Raw genomic sequence first — 19,465 nt, 5'->3', positions numbered from 1 at the left:
AACATCCTTCGGCTTCACGTCCGGTCTGTTATCCCTGGGCATGCCCACGGCTCAGTCCTGCACGGGCTCTTCAACAGGCCGCGCAAGCGCATCCCGGATCAGGCCGACCGTCTCCGGCAGCCCGAACAGCGATGCAAAAATCCCGAAGCGCGGCCCTTCGGTCTGACCCAGCAGCACCTCATACAGGCACCCGAACCAGGACCGCAGTTCCGACTTCGCGAAATAGCGCTTGCCAACTTCGAACACGACATCCTGCACATCGCCCGGTGCCGTGTCCGGCGCGAGCTTCGCCAGTTCGTCCGCCAGATCCTCAAGCCCCTTGCGTTCGGTCTCTGTCGGCGCACGATAAGTCTTGTTGGGGTAAACCTGCTCCTTGAAATAGGTCAGCGCACACTGCACGAGCCGGTCCACATACGGATGCGTCTCGGGCGACAGCGTCGGATCATAGCGCCGCAGGAACTTCCACAGCGTCTCCGGCTTGTCGGCATTCGCCACGTTCGCAAGGTTCAGCAGCGCCGTATAAGACACCGGGCTGGTGTCTTCCGGACGGATCGTCCCACCATGGATGAACCATACCGGATTGGCCATCAGCTCCGGCCCTTCCTGCGTCTCGGCCTTCTGCACAAGCGTCAGGTAATCATCCGTTGCACGCGGGATCACGTCAAAGAACAGACGCTTCGCCCTCGTCGGCTGCTGGAACATGTACTGCGCCAGACTTTCCGGCGTGCCGTAACGCAGCCATTCCTCAACCGACAGGCCATTGCCCTTGGACTTGCTGATCTTCTGCCCCTGCGCATCGAGGAACAGCTCATAGGTCAGACCCGCAGGCGGCTCCTTGCCCAGAATACGACAGATCTTCGAGGACAGCTTCACACTGTCGATCAGATCCTTCCCGGACATTTCATAATCCACGCCCAGCGCATACCAGCGCATGGCCCAGTCGGCCTTCCACTGCATCTTGGCATGACCGCCCAGAACGGACGTCTCGAACGTCTTGCCGGCCTCGTCCTTCCAGACCACCGTCCCGGCATCCGGATCAACCTTGATGATCGGCACCTGCATGACCTGCCCGGTCTCGGGATGGATCGGCAGAACCGGCGAATAGGTCGCCCGGCGCTCCGGACCAAGCGTCGGAATAATGGTCGCCACGACTTCATCATGGACTTCAAGCATACGGCGCAGCGCCGCATCGAACGTACCGTTCGTATAATATTCAGTAGCGGAGGCGAATTCGTAGTCGAAACCGAAACTGTCAAGAAACTGGCGAAGGCGCGCATTATTATGCGCGGCAAAGCTGTCATATTCGCCAAACGGATCCGGCACCCGCGTCAGCGGCAGGCCCAGATGCTGCGTCAGAAGCTCCCGCTGCGGCACATTGGTCGGCACCTTGCGCAGCGCATCCATGTCATCGGAGAACGCGAGCAGCCGCGTCGGACGACCGGTCAGCGCTTCATAGGCCTGACGCACCCAGGTCGTGCGCGCCACTTCGCCGAACGTGCCGATATGCGGCAGACCCGACGGACCATAGCCCGTTTCCAGAAGGGCCGGAGCCTGTTCCGAAGCATCAGAAGCGCGCGCGTCCATGCGCGCGGTGATTTTTCGCGCCTCTTCAAACGGCCATGCTTTCGGAAGCGGCGCGTCAGGAGAGAGGGACGGGGCGATAGGTGTCTTGGTTTTCTGCATGATTGCCGGAAAAGGTAGGGAGACACCTCTTCCCGGTCAAGCAATACGACACATTGCCGTTTCACTCGGACGCATCCATTACATTACGAAATATTTCAAAGACTTTTACGCGCTTTCTAACCCCTTGCAGACAGCCAGCTTTCACGTTCCGTTCGCAAACCCGCAAAACATCCTCGCCGGATTTTCCCCTACCCGCTACACTGGCGACAATGCTCCGCGCGCCCACCTTTCTCTCGCCATTCGACGCACCGGCCCTCGTCGCCCGTCGCGGCCTGTCCTCGCTCCTCACCCCGGATGGCGAACTGCTGGACCTGACAGCAGAAGAAACCCGCGAACGCCTCACCCAGCTTCCCCCGCCGCTTCTGGTCCACGGTCCTGCCGCCCTGCGCGCGCTGGATCTCTCCCCGCTCTCCCAGCCCGTCCCATGGTTCGACCTGCTGGACCTCTTCCTGTTCGTCCGCCCCGCGACAACCGTCGCCCCGACCCCACGCGGACTGGCCCTCGCCCTCGGCATCGAACCGCCCGAAACCATCGGCGCGGACCTCCTCCCCGTCCTGTGCGAAACCCTCCTCGACGAACTGCGGCACAAGGCCGAAACACCCAAGGGCGCCCGCCTGCGCGCCCTGATGGTCCCCCTGACCCGCGCCGGCTGGGCCTGGAGCGGCGAAGTCACGGACGTCCTCGGCACTCCACGAGACACAACAGGCGCCCATCCCTACGAAGCCATCCGCATCTGGAAACGCCTGCCCCGCTGGGAAGAAACCGCCCCTAGGCCCGCACCCGGAAGCCAGCCCGTCTCACCCAATGCCGCCCGCCAGCGTCTGCGCGAAATCCTCGGCGAAAACGCCGAAATCCGCCCCGGTCAGGCCGATTTTGCCTCGGTCGCCACGGCCGCTTTCGAGCCGCGCGAAAGCATAGGCTCCCCCAATGTCGTCCTCGCCGAAGCCGGAACCGGCACGGGCAAGACGCTCGGCTACATCGCCCCCGCCAGCCTCTGGGCCGAACAGAATGACGGTGCCGTCTGGGTCAGCACCTATACCCGCCACCTCCAGCGCCAGATCGAACAGGAACTCCGCCGCCTTTACCCGGACGAAACCACCCTGCGGGACAAGGTCGTCGTCCGCAAAGGCCGCGAGAACTATCTGTGCCTGCTGAACATGGAAGACCTGCTCAACGTCGCCACCTCCCGCGGCCCTGACGGTTTCGCGGCCCTGCTTCCCATGGCCCTGCTCGCCCGCTGGGCCGAAGCCAGCCGCGACGGCGATCTCATGGGCGGTGACCTCCCCGGCTGGTTCGGCGAACTCTTCGGCCACGGCACATTGTTCGGCGTCGCGGACCGACGGGGCGAATGCATCCACGCCGCATGCCCGCACTACCAGACCTGCTTCGTCGAACACGGCATCCGCCGCGCCCGTCAGGCCGATCTGGTCGTCGCCAACCACGCCCTCGTCCTCTCGCAGGCCGCTTGGGCCGCCCTCGCCCCACCCGGCCTTCCCGACGAAGACACCACCCCCACGCGCTACGTTTTCGACGAAGGCCATCACATCCCCGACGCCGCCGACAGCGCCTTCGCTACCGCCCTGTCCGGCCTCGAAGCCGCCGAACTCCGCCGTTGGCTGCTCGGCGCCGAAGGCAGCCGCTCCCGCGCCCGTGGTCTGCAACGCCGTCTGGATGATCTGGTCGAACGCCTCCCCATGATCGACACGCCGCTTCAGGCCGCACTTCAGGCCGCCCGCGCCCTGCCCGCCCCCGGCTGGAGCACGCGCCTGCGCCCGCAGGCCGAGACCGAACAGGACCCGGACCTTCTCCCGCTGCCCGGCGAAACACCCCTGCTGATCCCCGAAGACCCTGCACCTGAAAACCCATCCGAAGCCTTCCTGCGCGCCCTGGACCACCAGCTCCGCGCCCGACAGACCAAAGACAGCCGCGACGGCTATATTTCGGCGGAATGTGACCTGCACCCCGTCAATGAGGACGTCACCAGCGCCGCCGAAACCCTCAGCCGCGCCCTGACCCGCCTGCGCGATCCCATCAGAATGCTGGCCGACCGCCTCGCCGCACAGGTCGAGGACGATGCGGAAATGGACGCCCCGACCCGCCAGCGCATCGAGGCCATGATCCGCACCCTGCACCGCCGCGCCATCAGCCGCCTGTCCGGCTGGATCGGCATGCTGGACGCACTTCAGACGCCCCCCGAACCGGACGTCACACCCACTTTCGTGGACTTCATCCGCACCGAACGCCTGCCCCGCACCCGCGCCACACAGGGCGACCACGACATTGGCCTGTACCGGCACTGGCTGGACCCGACCATTCCCTTCGTCTCGACAATCCAGACACCCGCCCACGGCCTGCTCATGACGTCCGCCACCCTGCGCGACCAGACCGGCCATGGCGACGCGCAGAACGAGGCCAGCTGGCACGCGGCCGAACTGCGCCTGGGCGCCACGCATTTTCTCAAGCCGCCGATCCGCGCTTCGGTCATGAGCCCGTTCGACTACGCCACGCAGACGCGCGCCTATGTCATCACGGACGTCTCGGGCGAAATCCCGTCCCTTGCCCACGCTTTCCGTGCCCTGTTCGAAACCGCAGGCGGCGGCGCGCTCGGCCTGTTCACGGCCATCCGCCGCCTGCGAGAAGTCCATCGGCGCATCCACGAACCGCTGGAAACGCAGGGCTTCCCGCTCTACGCGCAGCATGTCGATGCGATGGACAACGCCACCCTCGTGGACGTCTTCCGCACCGAAACCCATAGCTGCTTGCTGGGCACAGACGCCATGCGCGACGGCGTGGACGTCCCCGGAGAAGCCCTGCGCATGGTCGTGTTCGAAAAGACGCCCTGGCCCCGCCCCGACATCCTGCACCGCGAACGCCGACGTTTGTTGTCCGAAGGCCGCCCAGGCGATTACGACGACCGCATCACCCGCATGCGCCTGCGACAGGCCTTCGGTCGCCTGATCCGTCAGGGCACCGATCGCGGCGTCTTCGTCATGCTGGACCGCCGCATGCCCTCACGCCTGCTCTCGGCCTTCCCCGACGGCGTGGACGTCCGCCGCATGCCGCTGGCCGAGGCACTGGAAGACATCGCCCGCTTCCTGCGCCCCGAAGAGCAGGAAAACTGACCACCCCTCCTTCAGGACTGACCCAAGAGCTGTACAGACCGCTGCGCTAAGCTGCGCATACACCTGCTTCTGGAAAGCCCGCATAAAAAAGCCCCCGACCACACGGGCCGGGGGCTTTTCAGGACCCTGAAAGGTCCAGGCCGTTTTTCAGACTGACAGGATCAGAAGTTCAGACCGGCCTGCAGGAAGAAATAACGTCCCTGGTAGAAGCTGCCATAGGTCGCACCGGCGCTGTTATCCACGCCACTGGCCACGAACGGCGGCTTCTTGTTGGTGATGTTGTTGATGCCGCTCTCGAAGTTCCACTTCTTCCAGCGATAGGCCAGCGTCAGATCCTGCTCGATCATCATCGGCGTCTTGTAACGGCCAGCCGTCGTGGAGTTCAGGAACTCGGACTGATCGTTCCAGCGCATACCGCCAATGAACTGCACCATATAGGTCGCCGTGAAGGCGCCATGGGTCCAGCCGAACGTCGCATAGTCACGAACGCGCGGAATACCATAGGATGCATTGGCGTTGTTCGGACCACCGGCATACAGCAGCGCACCGGTGTAGTTGGTGAACGCGCCACCCGGAACCAGCTGCTGCGTGTAGTTCAGCAGGTACTGGAAGTTGTTGGAGACTGACAGGACATCGTGACGTGCCACGCGGATACGGTAGTCGAAATCGAAGTCCACGCCGCTCTCATGCAGCGCACCCGTGTTCTGGTTCGTCGCCGTAACCGTATTGATCTGGCCATTCGACAGACGGTTGATCGTATTGCACAGCGAAGGGCTGGTACCCGTGTAGCATCCGTCCAGAATATACTGCGTCGGAAGCGCGCTGATCGTGTGGTTGACCGAATAGTGCCAGAATTCACCGGAGATGGAGAGGTTCGGGATCCAGCGCGGCGTGATGATCGTACCGAACGTGTAGGTCCGTCCGATCTCAGGTGCCAGATGCGCATTGCCGCCACCCAGCGTCGGAACCTGACCCGTACCGGACTGATGGAACGTGGACGTGTTGATCCCCTGCTTCGCGCAGGTTGCCGCAACCGCCGCCGAAGCAGCACCATAGGTGCCGACCTGACCCGCATCGCACGGATCGTTGGCAAGGTTGTAGCTGAGCGACTGACCGCCATACAGCTCATAGACGTTCGGCTGACGATAGGACGTGCCGATCGTACCGCGGAAACGGATGTCCTGCGTCGGTGCCCAGTTGATGGACGCCTTCCAGTTCTTCGCCGTATCCGACGTCGTGCTGTAACCGGACGCACGCCCCTGCACGTCAACCGTCAGATCCTTCGCGAGGAAAACGTTCTTCAGCAGTGTCGCCTTGGCTTCCGCATAACCTTCCGTCACGTCGAAGCCACCGCTCGTCGGCAGAACCGTGTTGGTCAGGCTCTGGCCGCTGCTGATCAGTTCGTCAGGCGTATTGGTCAGCTGCTCGCCACGATGCTCGAAGCCCACCGCAATACCCAGATCGCCGCCGCCCTTCCAGGGCATCGTCGTCACGTGGTTGTTGTTGATGCGCAGGTTCCAGTCACGGAGCTGGTAATGCGAATGCGTGTTCGTGTTGTAGTTAACGTAGGACGCGGCCTGGCTGCCCATCGTCCCGAACGGGTTGCTGCACCCGAAAGACGGGCAGACCGACGGATTGTAGACCAGAGCGCTCGTCGCGCTGGACGGGTCAGTCTGCTGCAGACCATAGGCGTTCAGCAGGTTCGTGTACGAACCCACGTTCTCCAGGTGATCCGTCGACATGTTGGAACCGTAGGTATACGACAGGTCGTAATCCCAGCCGTAAGCAATCTCACCATTCACGCCCACCTTGGCCGTGACCGTGTCGGTTGCGTTCTCGTCGCGGCGATCCCCGAGCTCCGTCAGACGCTTCGTGATGTCAACGTCCTGACCGAACGGGTTGTTCGGATCATTGGCTGGCACCGTCAGAACGGACGGCAGCGTGCTGGGCTGCACAGAACCGTCAAACGGCTCGGCCGCCATGTAGCTGGAGCTGGTCCGATGCGAGTACATCACATTGGAATACAGGTTGGCATGCCGGTTGAACTCGTAGTGGAAATCACCCGAGAGGCTGGCATCCTGAAGCTGGTTGATCAGGCTCTGGTGACGGCCGTAGTCATAACGGTTGTTCGTGCCCCAGTCGCTGACCGTCTTGCCGTCCGGTGCAACGGCAGCGTTCAGGCCCGATGCGCTCTGGACATGCGTATAGTTGGAGTAACCGGACCCGAAGGTCTCTGCGCCCGAACCCACTGGGTTATCGGACAGCTGCACCGGGTTGGCCCAGCTGCGGTCACGCTGCAGAACACCGCCCTGCGTCATGTACTGGCCGAACAGCGTCAGGTTGCCCTTGTCATGATCGAAGTTCCAGCCCTTGTAGGCGGAGATCATGCCCGTATCGTTGTCGCCCTGCCCGGTGATGCCACCACGGATCGTGATGTTTCCGTCCGAGAGGTTATGACGCATCTTGATGTTGATGACGCCCGACACGGCATCCGCGCCGTACAGTTCGGAACCGCCATCCTTCAGGATTTCGACGCTGGCGATCTGCTGGACCGGCAGTGCATTCAGATCGATGCAGTTCGACTGACCGTTCAGCGTGGCGCGCTTGCCATCGATCAGCACGAGAACGCGGTTGGAACCCAGGTTACGGATGTCCGTGCAGGACGCACCGCCCGTACCGTTGGTTTCCGAGTTGTTCGTGCCCGTTCCGCCGATGGACGGAATACGCGCAAAGAAGTCGCTGAGCGTCGTAGCACCCGTCTGCTGGATCTGCTTCGCCGTCACGATCTGGACAGGGTTGGCGTTCTGGTTGTTCGAGGAAGCCAGAGCCGATCCCGTAACAACCATGCGCTCGGTTCCACCCGAGACACCCTGCGCCTCAAGAAGCGCGGCACGACGGCGGCTGGAGGAAGCCGGCGCGGTCGTGGCGACAGGCACAGCAACGGACGATGTGGCGGCAGGCACAGCAACGGACGATGTGGCGGCAGGCACAGCAACGGACGATGTGGCGGCAGGAGCAGCAACAGCGGATGGCGTGCTCTTGGCAGCAGTCGTCGAAGTGGAAGCCTTGTGATGCACAGCCTTGTGGGCATTCTGCTCGGGCTGCGTCGTGGAAGCGGCAAATGCCGTCCCCGACAGGGACCCAACTCCGAGAATTGATGCACACAGCAACAGATGACGACGAGACGTGTTCAGCAAAGAACAAAATCCTTCAGAAGAATGGTGCCGTCTCTCTAAAGATCTCGAAGCGTGACTGTCACGAAAAATACATATCAGCCATGCTTTCAGCGCTCACTTAGATGCAACATGTGTGAAAAACGCAACACCATACCCCGGCCCGGTTTATCGTTGCATTTCAGTAACCAAGCAACCAAAGAAAAAGCCCCTGACCCGCAGGCCAGAGGCTTTTTTGCAACATCTGGGAGCCTTCCCCGCCCCTTCCGAGGAAGGGACAGGAAAGGAACCGGACTTGGATCAGAAGTCCATGTCACCCATGCCGCCCATGCCACCCGGAGCAGCGGCCGGAGCCTTCTTCTCGGGACGCTCGGCAACCATGGCTTCCGTCGTGATCAGCAGACCGCCAACCGAAGCGGCGTCCTGCAGGGCCGTACGGACAACCTTGGTCGGGTCGATGATACCGGCCGACACAAGATCCTTGTACTCACCCTTCTGGGCGTCGAAACCGAAGACATAGCCGTCGTTCTCAAGCACCTTGCCTGCGATGACCGCACCGTCTTCACCGGCATTGAACGCGATCTGGCGCAGCGGAGCCTGCAGGGCCTTGCGGACGATCTCGCCACCGACGCGCTGGTCGTCGTTGTCGAAGGTCAGACCCTTCAGAGCGGAGGATGCGCGGGCCAGAGCCGTGCCACCACCCGGAACGATGCCTTCTTCAACGGCAGCGCGGGTTGCGTGCAGGGCATCGTCAACGCGATCCTTGCGCTCCTTCACCTCGACCTCGGTGCTGCCACCGACGCGGATGACGGCAACGCCACCAGCCAGCTTGGCCAGACGCTCCTGGAGCTTCTCACGGTCGTAGTCGGACGTCGTTTCTTCGATCTGCGCACGGATCTGGTTGCAACGGCCCTTGATGTCGTCGCTGTTGCCAGCGCCTTCGACGATCGTGGTGTTTTCCTTCTCGATGTGGATCTTCTTGGCGCGCCCCAGCATTTCGAGCGTAACGGATTCCAGCTTGATCCCGATGTCTTCGGAAATCACCTGGCCGCCCGTCAGGATGGCGATGTCTTCCAGCATGGCCTTGCGACGGTCACCGAAGCCCGGAGCCTTGACGGCAGCGATCTTCAGACCACCACGCAGCTTGTTCACGACCAGCGTGGCCAGTGCTTCACCATCGACGTCTTCGGCGATGATCACCAGCGGACGGCCGGACTGAACAACGCTTTCGAGAAGCGGCAGCATCGGCTGAAGCGAGGAGAGCTTCTTCTCGTGGATCAGGATGTACGGGCTGTCGAGGTCAGCCGTCATCTTCTCCGGGTTCGTCACGAAGTACGGGGAGATGTAGCCACGGTCGAACTGCATGCCCTCGACCACGTCGAGTTCCGTGTGCAGGCCCTTGGCCTCTTCCACCGTGATGACGCCTTCGGAACCGACCTTCTGCATGGCAGAAGCGATCATCTGGCCGATCTCGGTCTCGCCATTGGCGGAAATCGTGCCGACCTGGGCGATTTCTTCCGGAGACGTGATCTTCTTCGTGTTGTTCTTCAGCTCGTCAACAACAACGCCAACAGCCTTGTCGATGCCGCGCTTGAGATCCATCGGGTTCATGCCGGCGGCAACAGCCTTGGCGCCCTCACGGATGATGGCCTGGGCCAGCACGGTTGCGGTCGTGGTGCCGTCGCCTGCGATGTCGTTCGTCTTGGACGCGACTTCGCGGACCATCTGGGCGCCCATGTTCTCGAACTTGTCAGCCAGTTCGATTTCCTTGGCAACCGACACACCGTCCTTGGTGATGCGCGGTGCGCCAAAGCTCTTGTCGAGAACAACGTTACGACCCTTCGGGCCCAGCGTCACCTTGACGGCATTTGCGAGGATATCAACGCCACGCAGCATACGCTCGCGGGCATCAGCGCCGAACTTGACGTCCTTGGCAGCCATAATTCTTACTCCTGAATGAGGTTCTTACGAGAGGAAACGGGGACGGCTGATCAGCCGATCACACCCATGATGTCGCTCTCTTTCATGATCAGCAGCTCTTCGCCGTCGATCTTGACCTCGGTGCCGGACCACTTGCCGAACAGCACCTTGTCACCAGCCTTGACGTCCAGAGCCACAACCTGGCCCTGCTCGTTGCGGGCACCCGGGCCGACAGAAACGACTTCGCCTTCGGTCGGCTTGTCCTTGGCGGTGTCAGGAATGATGATGCCACCAGCGGTCTTCTCTTCGCCCGTCAGGCGACGGACCACCACGCGGTCATGAAGGGGACGAAACTTCGTCATGGATCGCTCCATTTATGGCCACACCCTTGTACAAAGCAGCGTGACCGGGTTGCTGCACTCAATGACTGCAGTGCATTTTGGCACTCTCACATGGAGAGTGCCAAAGACATAGTCGCCCCCACCTTCTGCGTCAAGGATTCTCGCTTTCGTCCGAAGGGGCTCCGGAAGAAAGTTTCCGCCCGTCCAGGAGTGCCTGTATCCGCTGTTTTTCAAGCGTTTCAGCCAGTTTCTGCCCCTTGGTCCGGCCGTGCAGACGGCGGTTCGCATCGGCGAGCTTCGCATCCTCTACGCTCTTGCGGCGTTTGCGTTCCCGACGGAGATTGATGACGTCGCTCATGGCTCATGGCCTTCCGGGCATTACAAGACTGGATACACAGACATGAAACACAGCCCCTCGGACAACAAAACCCCTGCTTCCAGCGCTGACGGTCACATGACCAGCCTGACCGCATCTGATGGCCACAGCTTCAAGGCCTGGGAAGCCGGCTCCGCGGAGTCGCCCCTCGCCGTCATCGTCGTGCAGGAAATTTTCGGCCTCACCACCCATATCCGCAATGTCTGCAACGACTTCGCAGCCGAAGGCTTCCATGTTCTTGCCCCGGCCGTCTTCGATCGCGTCAAATCCGACGTCATTCTGGAATACACGCAGGCCGGCGTGACCGAAGGCCTCGAACTCCGCAGCAAGATCCCGTCCGAAAAGACCCTCGCCGACATCGCCGCCTGCGCAAAGGCCCTGCGCGAGGCTGGCCACAAGAAAGTCGGCATCATCGGCTTCTGCTGGGGCGGTCTGCTCGCCTGGCTCACCGCGACCCGCACCCATGACGTGGACGCAGCCGTGAGCTGGTATGGCGGCAGCATCGGTAGCCATGTCGAAACCGCACCGCACTGCCCGGTCGAACTGCATTTCGGTGGCGAGGATTCCTCCATCCCCCACACCGAAATCCAGAAGATCCGCGACGCCCGCCCTGAGGTCGAGGAATACGTCTATGACGACGCCGGCCACGGCTTCGGCTGCCCCGAGCGCCCGAGCTTCAACCGCGATGCCCGTGATCTCGCCTGGTCCCGCAGCGTCGATTTTTTGAAGTCTCATCTCGAACAGAAGTGAGCCCCACCATGACCACGGACAACATCGCCGGAAAAGTCGTCCTCATCACAGGCGGCAGCTCCGGACTTGGCGAGGCCACAGCCCGTTACCTTGCCGCTCAAGGTGCAAAGGTAGCCATCGCCGCCCGCCGCCGTGACCGGCTGGACGAGATCGTCTCCGAACTTACGGCACAGGGCCAGACCGCCCGCGCCTACACGCTCGACGTCACAAAACGCTCCGAGGTCGAAGAGACCGTCGCCGCCGTCACCCGCGATTTCGGCCGTCTGGATGTTCTGGTGAACAATGCCGGCCTCATGGCCATCGCCCCCATCCAGAAGCTGATGGTCGATGAATGGGACCGGATGATCGACATCAACATCAAGGGCGTGCTCTACGGCGTCGCCGCCGCCCTGCCGGTGTTCGAAAAACAGAAATCCGGACATGTCATCAACCTGTCCTCCGTCGCAGGCCTGAAGGTCTTTGCTCCGGGCGGGACAGTCTATTCCGGCACGAAATTCGCCGTCCGCGCCATCAGCGAAGGCCTGCGACAGGAAGCCGGCAACACCTTCCGCGTCACCTCCATCGAGCCCGGCGCGGTCCAGAGCGAACTCAAGTCCGGAAGCGGTGACACAGACAGTCGCAAAACCGTGGAAGAGTTCTATAAGATGGCGATCCCGGCGGACTCAGTGGCCCGTGCCATCGCCTTCGCCATTTCACAGCCTGACGACGTGGACATCAACGAGATCGTCCTGCGCCCGACCAGACAGGAGTTTTAAGATGAGCAGCAATCCGCTCGAAGCCGATCCCAAGCGCGACGCCGCAATCCGCCACGAAGCGCGCCTCCTGTGGGAAGCCGACGGCAAGCCGGCCTGTGGCCCGGAAGGCTATATCCAGAACGCCACCGACCTGATCGCCATCAAGGGCGTCCCCGAAGGCACGCCAGTCAAGGATCTGCCGCCGCCGGAACTCGACGGCGTGGAAATCGACGATGCCCGTGCCGGCATCGACCTGAACGCAGACCCGAACCACAACTTCGACTGATCCCCTCAGCCGATCACGGTTCCAGCCGCGCCCGCATCACGCAGGCGCGGTATCCGCAGAGCTTCAGCCCTGCTTCAGAACACGCCCTGCAACGGCATCGAGCTTGGCCAGCAGCTTCGGATCACGGGCAGCAGGTGCGGTGATGATCGCATGATCCAGAGCTCGCTCGGCGCTCGCATCCACCGGACGCTTTTTCCCGAGCACCGGAATGATTGCCTTCACCAGACGACGCGCATTATCCGCATTCCCCTTCATGACTTTCACAACGGCCTCGACCGTCACACTGTCATGGTCGGAGTGCCAGCAGTCGAAATCCGTGACCATCGCAACAGTCGCGTAGTTCATCTCGGCTTCGCGTGCGAGCTTGGCTTCCGGCATGTTCGTCATGCCCACGACCGAACAGCCCCAGGACCGGTACAGCTCGCTCTCGGCGCGCGTTGAGAACTGCGGGCCTTCCATTACCAGATACGTCCCGCCCCGCGTGAACGGAATCCCAAGCGAAGCCGCCTCGCCCTGCACCACATCCAGCACACGCGCCGAAACCGGGTCCGCCATGCCGACATGCGCCACACAGCCCGTGTCGAAGAAGCTCTTCTCACGCGCAAAGCTGCGGTCGATAAACTGGTCCACCAGCACGAAATGCCCCGGCGGCAGCTCTTCCTTGAGCGACCCCACAGCCGAAAGCGACAGGATATCCGTCACCCCGGCACGCTTGAGCGCATCGATATTGGCGCGGAAGTTCAGACGCGACGGCGGAATGGGATGCCCCCGCCCGTGACGCGGGAGGAACACGCACTGCACACCCTCGAACGTGCCGAACAGCAGTTCATCCGAAGGCTCGCCCCAGGGCGTTTCCACCCGGCGCCATTCCTTGTTCTCGAGTCCGTCAATGTCATATAGCCCCGAGCCACCGATCACACCGATGACGGGCTGGATTTCCTGTTCCGAAGACATGTCTGTTCCTGATTTCTGGTTGATCCGCTCCCCCGTTCTGGACCACGAGACGCCCCAACACGCAAGCCTTGCAGCCTGCAAGCCGCGTGTTGCAGCATTCAGAGAAACTTTTTCACAAAACGCTGCCGTTTTTACGAAATGAAAACGTCTTTGCGCCATTGTCCCGCCACGGATCACCGGCAGGCATGCATCAGCCAACTGTTCGGCAGCGGCGCGATTTGCTAGGACACTGCGCGTAACGAAGTTTTGTCCTGTATAGACGGGGGAAGAAAACATGGACCAGATCAGCCCCGGTTTCGCCGAAACCGTTCGTCCAGACGTGCCTCACGACGCCCTCAAGCAGGACGCCAAAGCCTGGTTCGAAACCCTCCGCGACCGCATCTGCGCGTCCTACGAAAAACTCGAAGACGAAGCAGCCGAAGGCGGTTCGCAGGTCCTGCGTGACCGCACCGCTCCCGGCCGTTTCGAGCGCACCGCCTGGAGCCGCCCCGAAGGCGGGGCCGGTGTCATGTCCGTCATGCGCGGCCGCGTCTTTGAAAAGGTCGGAGTCAACGTCTCGACCGTCTGGGGCGAGTTTTCCCCCGAATTCCGCAAGAACATCCCCGGTGCTGACGAAGATCCGCGCTTCTTCGCAACCGGCGTCTCCCTCGTCGCCCATCCGTGCAACCCGCATGTCAGTGCCGCGCATTTCAACACGCGCATGATCGTTACGACAAAAGGCTGGTTCGGTGGCGGCGGTGACATCACCCCGATGTTCCCCGAAAGCGCGGAAGCGCAGTCGGACGCCACCTATTTCCACAAATCCTTCGAAGACGCCTGCAACCGCCACGACCCGGAGCACTATCCCCGTTTCAAGGAATGGTGTGACCGCTACTTCCACCTGCATCACCGCAATGAACCGCGCGGTCTGGGCGGCATCTTCTACGACCAGTTCTATACCGGTGACGTTGATCTGGACTTCGCTTTCACCAGAGACGTCGGCATGGCCTTCCACGACGCCTATCCGGCCGTCGTCCGCCGCCGCATGTTCACCCCCTGGACCGAAGCCGACCGCGACGCCCAGCTCATCCGCCGCGGCCGCTACGTCGAGTTCAACCTGCTGCATGACCGCGGCACGCTGTTCGGCCTCAAGACGGGCGGCAACACCGAAGCCATCCTGATGAGCATGCCGCCGGAAGTCCGCTGGCCGTGAGACTGACCCGACGTGCAGCCCTGAAGGGGCTGGCGGCTCTGACCGGAGCCGCTCCCCTCCTGAAAAACCCGGCCCGCGCTGGCACCCTGACGGATGTCCAGCTCCTTCTGGGCGGCACGCTCGCCTCCATTCCCGGCCAGTTCGCGGAACTCGCAAATGGTGCCCTGTCCCACGCGCTGGATCTGGACACGCCCCTCGAACTGACCCCCGACATCGGACAGGACGGTGTTCGTGCCGCCAATCTGTTCGACGCCAACAGCGCGCCCGACGGCAACACAGCTCTTGTGCTGCCCGCTGCTACGCTTCTGACATCCCTGACCGGTGATTCCCGCGTCCATTATGATTTCGGCCGCTGGATCCCTGTTCTTGTGGCCTCCACGACAACCGTCGTCATCGCGCGCACGGAACTGCACAAGACCCTGCGCAGCCGCCTGACAGGCTTTTTCCACGATCATCCTGTCCGTCTCGCAGTCTCGCGGATCGAAGGCCCGGAACTGAATGCCCTGATGGGCCTCTCCCTACTCGGCCTGCGCCCCATCCCCATGCCCGGCTACGTCGATTCCTCAACGGCCCTGGCTGCGCTCCATGCCGGAACAGTCGATGCCGTTCAGGTCTCGCCCTATACCCTGGATCGCCCGCTGGATGACGTCCTCGCCAACCTGCCCGAAGGCACGAGCGCGATCTATTCCACCGGCGACCTGACAGACACCCATTCGACGACCATCCCCATTTTCATGGAAGCCTACCAGCAGGCCCGCCACCGCCCGCCCGAAGGCCCATTCTATCACGCCTGGCAGGCCGTCTCCGCCGCAGCCGACACCGCTATGGCCATTGCCCTGCCGATGCTGACGCCGCCTGACGTCGTCACGCAATGGAGCCATGCCTGTTCAGCTGCAGCCGCAGATTCCGGCGTGCGTCGCTGGGCCGACATGCATCATTTCAAACTGGCGACGGGTGAAAATGCCGCTCCGTTCCTGTCACGGACGGTCCCCGATCTCGGCGCCACGCTCGCCCTGCGCCGCTGGCTCGCCGTCAACACACCCCGCTGGCGCGAAGGACAGGAAACCCGCCACATCTGACCGGCTCAGCGGCGGCGGGTCTTCAGCAGAATACGAACAGAACCGTGATTGGCGGCATGGGGATGCACCACGGCCAGCACCATGGACCGCAGATCCCCCCGCTGAAGCCACATCGGCAGTTCACGCCGGATCAACCCGCTGGTCTGCCCGCTCCCCAGTCCTGTCACGACCTCGACACAGCGCCAGTTCCGCACCCGTGCACGCTGCATGAAATCATACAACCGCTCGAACGCCTCCTGTACGACATAACCATGCAGATCGAGCCGCGCATCGACCTTCATCTGCCCGCGGGACAGACGCTTCCAGCTCGTATCATCCAGCCCCGGCGCCCGCACACCAACGGCAAGCTCTGCCGGTCGGGACACGGGCTTTTTCGGCTGGGCCGGAACAAAGGACCGCCGCGCCGGCAAAGGCGCAGATCGCGCAATATCCGGCATGGGCGCAGGCAGTTCGGCTTTCACCACAGGCACCATACGTTTCGGAGCCCGCGGAGAGCGCAACGGCTTGATGTCGCGGACCACCATCCGCCACAGGGTCGCCTCGTCCTCCCTCAGATCCCGCTTCGCCACGCCGCCCTCACTTCCTGTCTGACCACCCCTCCCGAAAAACGGGATTCAGGCCCCGAGCATGTAACGGCTTCCGGTAGCGTTGAACAATGTTCTTTCGGGATTTCGGGACTTTCGCTGCCCTGATACGTTCACAGTCCGGGTTCCATTTCAGAAAGAACAGAACCATGAGCCATCTTTCCCAAGAAGAACGCGACAAACTCCCCGACAGCGCTTTCGGCCTCCCTGAAAAGCGCGCCTACCCGATCGATACCCGCGCCCGCGCCAGCAACGCCAAGGCCCGCGCCACACAGGAATACGAGCGCGGCCTTCTCACCGCCGAAGAGCGTGACCGGATCGACAAAGCCGCTGACCGCCGCCTCGCGCAGGACGACTGAACCGGAACGATCAGGCCACAGGCACCATCGGAAATTCACTTGACCTTAAGGGTCATGGCGTCAGTCTCGCCAGCACCGGGCATGAGAATGCCCGGCCTGCAAAGCAAGACTTACCAAGGATTTCCCATGCCCCTGCCTCCCCTGCGCAAATTCATTCCCCTGCTTGCAGGCACGGCCCTCTACGCCGCTTCGCTCACCAGTATGGCACACGCGGCCCCGTCCGGTGTCCAGAAGCCCGGAACCATCACCGCCTCGGCCCCACTGGCCGACGCCCTTGGTCTTCCGGACGCCGGACGCGCCCTGCGCATCACCTATCTTTCAACGAACGGCATCATCGGCAAGGCCCTCGTTCCCGTCACGGCCGAGATCATCCTGCCCGCCGGTCCCGCTCCGCAAGGTGGCTGGCCAATCGTCGCCTGGGCCCATGGCACCGTCGGCGTGGATGACAGCTGCGCCCCGTCCCTCAACCCTGTCAGCGACCGCAACCGCACCTATCTTTCCGCCTGGATGAAGCGCGGTTTCGCCATCGTCGCTACGGATTATCAGGGCCTCGGCACACCCGGCACCCATCCCTATCTGGACACCCGCGTCGAAGCCTACAGCGTTCTCGACAGCGTTCGTGCCGCGCTCGCCAACGTCCCGGACCTGAAAAACCGGATCATGATCGTCGGCCAGTCGCAGGGAGGCGGCGCTGCCGTCGCCACAGCGTCCTACGCACCAACCTACGCGCCTGAACTGGACATCCGCGGCACCGTGGCCACCGGCGCGCCTTACGTGACGCCCGAACTTCTCGGCAACCTGCTCAAAGCCGCTTCACAGCCCGGCGTCGGCTACAGCCCGCTGATCAATTACGTCTTCTACCTCGCCGCCGGGCTGGAAGGACACGATCCCCATTTCCGCCCCGAACAAGCCTTCACGCCCAAAGCCTTGCCCGTCTATCGCAACGCCGCCCATGAATGCCTGACATCCCTGTCTCATCAGACGCAGGAAGCCGGCCTGACCCTGCAGAACAGCCTCCAGCCAACCTTCCTCAAGGCCATGAGCCCGGCCCTGAAAGCCATGGCGTTCCCAACCCTCAAACTGGCCCAGCCGCTCTTCACTGGAACCGGAACAGAAGACCGCGACGTGCCCCCCGCCCTTCAGCTTGGTCTGGTCAAAGCTGCCTGTGCCGCAGGCTCAACCGTTCAGGCCCATCTCTACAAGGGACTGGACCACAACCAGGTCGTAAACGGCTCCCTGCCAGACTCTGCCGCTTTCACGACAGCCGTCATGACCGGCCAGCCTATCACTCCGCAGTGCAATCCCGTTCCCCAATAAACACCCGCAGACGCAGCTCATAAAAAAAACGGCCCCGGATCACTCCGGGGCCGTTTTTCATTCATGCAGCTTGCGCAGACTTCAGTTCGAAGCCGGAGCCCGCAGCGGCTGGTCAGCCGAGACATCCTTCAGCGGAATGCCCTCATACTTGCCCGTCAGCGTCTTGAGGAACGCCACGATATCCGTGACATCCTGATCGGCAATGTCATGATCCGGCGTCTCGTAACGCGCCATCTCCCGCACGACCTGCTCCAGCGTGGTGGCCGAACCGTCATGCAGCCACGGGCCCGTCAGCTCGACATTGCGCAGGTTCGGAACCTTGAACCGCTCCCTGTCGCCTTCCTGATGCGTCACAGCCATACGGCCTTCATCCGCAGCCGTCAGCTTCGTGTGTCGGTTCTCGAAATACGGACCTTCCAGACCAAGGATCTCGTAGGCGTCACCACCCACGGCAATGCCGCTATGGCACCCCGAGCAGCCGATTTCCTTGAAGCGCTCATATCCGCGCTTTTCCTGCGCCGTGATCGCCTTCGCATCGCCCTTCAGATACAGGTCAAAGCGGCTGTCCGGCGTAATCAGCGTCTTTTCATATTCCGCAATCGCCCCGGTGATCGTGTCCTTGTCGATCTGGTCGGAGCCAAAGGCCGCATTGAACTGCTCGGCATAACCCGGCGTGCTGCGAACATGATCGGATACCGTGTTCCAGTCATGCGAACCCATTTCCAGCGGGTTCATGACCGGACCTGCCGCCTGCTCCGCCAGATCCTTCGCACGGCCGTTCCAGAACTGCGCCATGCTGAACACGGAATTATAGACGGTCGGCACATTGATCGGACCCTTCTGGCCGCCAATACCCGTCGCGGTCGTCAGATTGTCCACGCCCCCCTTGTTCAGACCATGGCAGCTTGCGCAGTTGAGCGTGCCATCACCCGACAGCCCCTTGTCAAAGAACAGTGCCCGGCCCAGCTCAGCCTTCTTCCAGTTCACATCCACGCTCTCGGGGATCGGCTGGATCGGCTCGCCACGGAACTGCGCCGCCACACCCGGCGTCGCATAGTAACGCTCACGCTGCTCACGCACCCATTTCAGGATGTCCGCGCGCTGCTTCTCGTCCAGATGCGCATGCGGATGCATCAGCAGATAGGCTGCCGGCGGCATCCGGTTCTGCGTGATGACTTCCTCGATGCGGGAAAGCTGCTCGACGGAAGGCGGCTTGCCGTCCTGCAGCGCCGTCAGAACCGGCGCATATTCGAAATGACGCTGCCCCTGCACCAGATCACGCTTCATGATCTGATTGGCCAGCGGCAGCTTGAAATAGAACGGTAGTTCAACGTTCTGCGTATGGCAGTAATCGCAGCGTACTTCCCGAAGGGCCGCGAACGCAGCCATGGCTGTCGGGTCCTGACGCGTCGGGCTGCTGGCGGGCAGCTGCGGTGCTCCAGCATGATCAAAATGCTCAAGATAAGTGACGGTCCCGCCCCAGGCGACAACGCCCAGCGCCACCAGACCGGCAATTCCTTTTGTAATCGTGCTGGAACGCACCACTTTTCTCCTCATACTCACGGTGTCGTGATAATGCGGAAAAGTGATACACA

The 19,465-nt window shown here is 62.3% G+C and carries 16 protein-coding genes; 8 read left to right on the top strand and 8 right to left on the bottom strand.

The window, feature by feature from the left end; genetic code table 11:
* Positions 1–51: 51 nt before the first annotated feature.
* A complete protein-coding gene (locus tag GRO01_RS02975) occupies positions 52–1,683 on the bottom strand; it encodes a lysine--tRNA ligase (RefSeq protein WP_062507485.1) in 1,632 nt (543 codons plus the stop codon).
* A gap of 209 nt (positions 1,684–1,892) precedes the next feature.
* Here GRO01_RS02975 and GRO01_RS02970 point away from each other — a divergent pair, with 209 nt between their 5' ends.
* Positions 1,893–4,805 carry an ATP-dependent DNA helicase gene (locus tag GRO01_RS02970; RefSeq protein ID WP_062507487.1) on the top strand — a complete coding sequence of 971 codons (2,913 nt, stop codon included), beginning with the start codon at positions 1,893–1,895 and terminating at the stop codon, positions 4,803–4,805.
* Between the two features lie 161 nt (positions 4,806–4,966).
* Here the strand turns inward: GRO01_RS02970 and GRO01_RS02965 are convergent, their stop codons facing one another.
* The 4 genes from GRO01_RS02965 to GRO01_RS02950 all read right to left on the bottom strand — a co-directional run bounded on the left by GRO01_RS02965 (position 4,967) and on the right by GRO01_RS02950 (position 10,597).
* Entirely contained in the window at positions 4,967–8,002 is a 3,036-nt protein-coding gene (locus tag GRO01_RS02965) for a TonB-dependent receptor domain-containing protein (RefSeq protein WP_062507489.1), read from the bottom strand.
* A 276-nt stretch (positions 8,003–8,278) separates the two neighbouring features.
* Positions 8,279–9,919 (bottom strand): chaperonin GroEL, encoded by a 1,641-nt coding sequence (gene groL, locus GRO01_RS02960; protein WP_062507491.1) that lies wholly within the window; start codon positions 9,917–9,919, stop codon positions 8,279–8,281.
* Between the two features lie 50 nt (positions 9,920–9,969).
* A complete protein-coding gene (gene groES / locus GRO01_RS02955) occupies positions 9,970–10,260 on the bottom strand; it encodes a co-chaperone GroES (protein WP_024717078.1) in 291 nt (96 codons plus the stop codon).
* A 130-nt stretch (positions 10,261–10,390) separates the two neighbouring features.
* Positions 10,391–10,597: a DUF4169 family protein gene (locus GRO01_RS02950; protein WP_062507493.1), complete on the bottom strand. Its 207-nt coding sequence runs from the start codon at positions 10,595–10,597 to the stop codon at positions 10,391–10,393.
* Between the two features lie 42 nt (positions 10,598–10,639).
* On the opposite strand from GRO01_RS02950, the gene GRO01_RS02945 reads away from it, so the two are divergent.
* The 3 genes from GRO01_RS02945 to GRO01_RS02935 are packed head-to-tail and all read left to right on the top strand — an operon-like array spanning position 10,640 to position 12,385.
* On the top strand, positions 10,640–11,365 hold the full coding sequence (locus tag GRO01_RS02945; protein ID WP_231490056.1) for a dienelactone hydrolase family protein: 726 nt from the start codon (positions 10,640–10,642) through the stop codon (positions 11,363–11,365).
* A gap of 8 nt (positions 11,366–11,373) precedes the next feature.
* On the top strand, positions 11,374–12,120 hold the full coding sequence (locus tag GRO01_RS02940; protein ID WP_062507495.1) for an SDR family oxidoreductase: 747 nt from the start codon (positions 11,374–11,376) through the stop codon (positions 12,118–12,120).
* Position 12,121: 1 nt separating this feature from the next.
* Complete coding sequence (locus tag GRO01_RS02935) at positions 12,122–12,385, top strand: hypothetical protein (RefSeq protein WP_231490058.1); 264 nt, start codon at positions 12,122–12,124, stop codon at positions 12,383–12,385.
* Between the two features lie 63 nt (positions 12,386–12,448).
* Here GRO01_RS02935 and GRO01_RS02930 read toward each other — a convergent pair whose 3' ends face one another.
* Complete coding sequence (locus GRO01_RS02930) at positions 12,449–13,339, bottom strand: S-methyl-5'-thioadenosine phosphorylase (protein ID WP_062507497.1); 891 nt, start codon at positions 13,337–13,339, stop codon at positions 12,449–12,451.
* A gap of 274 nt (positions 13,340–13,613) precedes the next feature.
* On the opposite strand from GRO01_RS02930, the gene hemF reads away from it, so the two are divergent.
* Both hemF and GRO01_RS02920 read left to right on the top strand, forming a co-directional pair.
* The gene (gene hemF, locus GRO01_RS02925) at positions 13,614–14,531 is read left to right on the top strand and encodes an oxygen-dependent coproporphyrinogen oxidase (RefSeq protein WP_062507499.1); all 918 of its coding nucleotides are present in this window, start codon (positions 13,614–13,616) and stop codon (positions 14,529–14,531) included.
* Positions 14,528–15,610, top strand: a complete 1,083-nt coding sequence (locus tag GRO01_RS02920) for a hypothetical protein (protein WP_062507501.1) — start codon at positions 14,528–14,530, stop codon at positions 15,608–15,610. The genes hemF and GRO01_RS02920 overlap by 4 nt, the downstream gene beginning before the upstream one ends.
* Positions 15,611–15,615: 5 nt before the next feature.
* Here GRO01_RS02920 and GRO01_RS02915 read toward each other — a convergent pair whose 3' ends face one another.
* Positions 15,616–16,179, bottom strand: a complete 564-nt coding sequence (locus GRO01_RS02915; RefSeq protein WP_231490062.1) for a Smr/MutS family protein — start codon at positions 16,177–16,179, stop codon at positions 15,616–15,618.
* 164 nt (positions 16,180–16,343) lie between these two features.
* Here GRO01_RS02915 and GRO01_RS02910 point away from each other — a divergent pair, with 164 nt between their 5' ends.
* Together GRO01_RS02910 and GRO01_RS02905 are read left to right on the top strand one after the other, a co-directional pair.
* Complete coding sequence (locus tag GRO01_RS02910) at positions 16,344–16,553, top strand: hypothetical protein (protein WP_062507503.1); 210 nt, start codon at positions 16,344–16,346, stop codon at positions 16,551–16,553.
* 126 nt (positions 16,554–16,679) lie between these two features.
* Positions 16,680–17,870, top strand: coding sequence for an alpha/beta hydrolase (locus GRO01_RS02905; protein WP_062507505.1), 1,191 nt, complete (start codon positions 16,680–16,682; stop codon positions 17,868–17,870).
* Between the two features lie 81 nt (positions 17,871–17,951).
* Here GRO01_RS02905 and GRO01_RS02900 read toward each other — a convergent pair whose 3' ends face one another.
* On the bottom strand, positions 17,952–19,427 hold the full coding sequence (locus tag GRO01_RS02900) for a cytochrome-c peroxidase (RefSeq protein WP_371857371.1): 1,476 nt from the start codon (positions 19,425–19,427) through the stop codon (positions 17,952–17,954).
* Positions 19,428–19,465: the final 38 nt, after the last annotated feature.

Origin of the sequence: Gluconobacter roseus NBRC 3990 (genome assembly GCF_006538885.1) — a bacterium.
GTDB lineage: Bacteria > Pseudomonadota > Alphaproteobacteria > Acetobacterales > Acetobacteraceae > Gluconobacter > Gluconobacter roseus.
This window is presented reverse-complemented; position numbering and strand designations above follow the sequence as displayed.

Bases quoted from the DNA above. Each gene is read 5' to 3' on its own strand.
- GRO01_RS02975 (WP_062507485.1), bottom strand. From the start codon at position 1,683: ATGCAGAAAACCAAGACACCTATCGCCCCGTCCCTCTCTCCTGACGCG.
- GRO01_RS02970 (WP_062507487.1), top strand. From the start codon at position 1,893: ATGCTCCGCGCGCCCACCTTTCTCTCGCCATTCGACGCACCGGCCCTC.
- groL (WP_062507491.1), bottom strand. From the start codon at position 9,919: ATGGCTGCCAAGGACGTCAAGTTCGGCGCTGATGCCCGCGAGCGTATG.
- groES (WP_024717078.1), bottom strand. From the start codon at position 10,260: ATGACGAAGTTTCGTCCCCTTCATGACCGCGTGGTGGTCCGTCGCCTG.
- GRO01_RS02950 (WP_062507493.1), bottom strand. From the start codon at position 10,597: ATGAGCGACGTCATCAATCTCCGTCGGGAACGCAAACGCCGCAAGAGC.
- GRO01_RS02945 (WP_231490056.1), top strand. From the start codon at position 10,640: ATGAAACACAGCCCCTCGGACAACAAAACCCCTGCTTCCAGCGCTGAC.
- GRO01_RS02940 (WP_062507495.1), top strand. From the start codon at position 11,374: ATGACCACGGACAACATCGCCGGAAAAGTCGTCCTCATCACAGGCGGC.
- GRO01_RS02935 (WP_231490058.1), top strand. From the start codon at position 12,122: ATGAGCAGCAATCCGCTCGAAGCCGATCCCAAGCGCGACGCCGCAATC.
- GRO01_RS02930 (WP_062507497.1), bottom strand. From the start codon at position 13,339: ATGTCTTCGGAACAGGAAATCCAGCCCGTCATCGGTGTGATCGGTGGC.
- hemF (WP_062507499.1), top strand. From the start codon at position 13,614: ATGGACCAGATCAGCCCCGGTTTCGCCGAAACCGTTCGTCCAGACGTG.
- GRO01_RS02910 (WP_062507503.1), top strand. From the start codon at position 16,344: ATGAGCCATCTTTCCCAAGAAGAACGCGACAAACTCCCCGACAGCGCT.
- GRO01_RS02905 (WP_062507505.1), top strand. From the start codon at position 16,680: ATGCCCCTGCCTCCCCTGCGCAAATTCATTCCCCTGCTTGCAGGCACG.
- GRO01_RS02900 (WP_371857371.1), bottom strand. From the start codon at position 19,427: ATGAGGAGAAAAGTGGTGCGTTCCAGCACGATTACAAAAGGAATTGCC.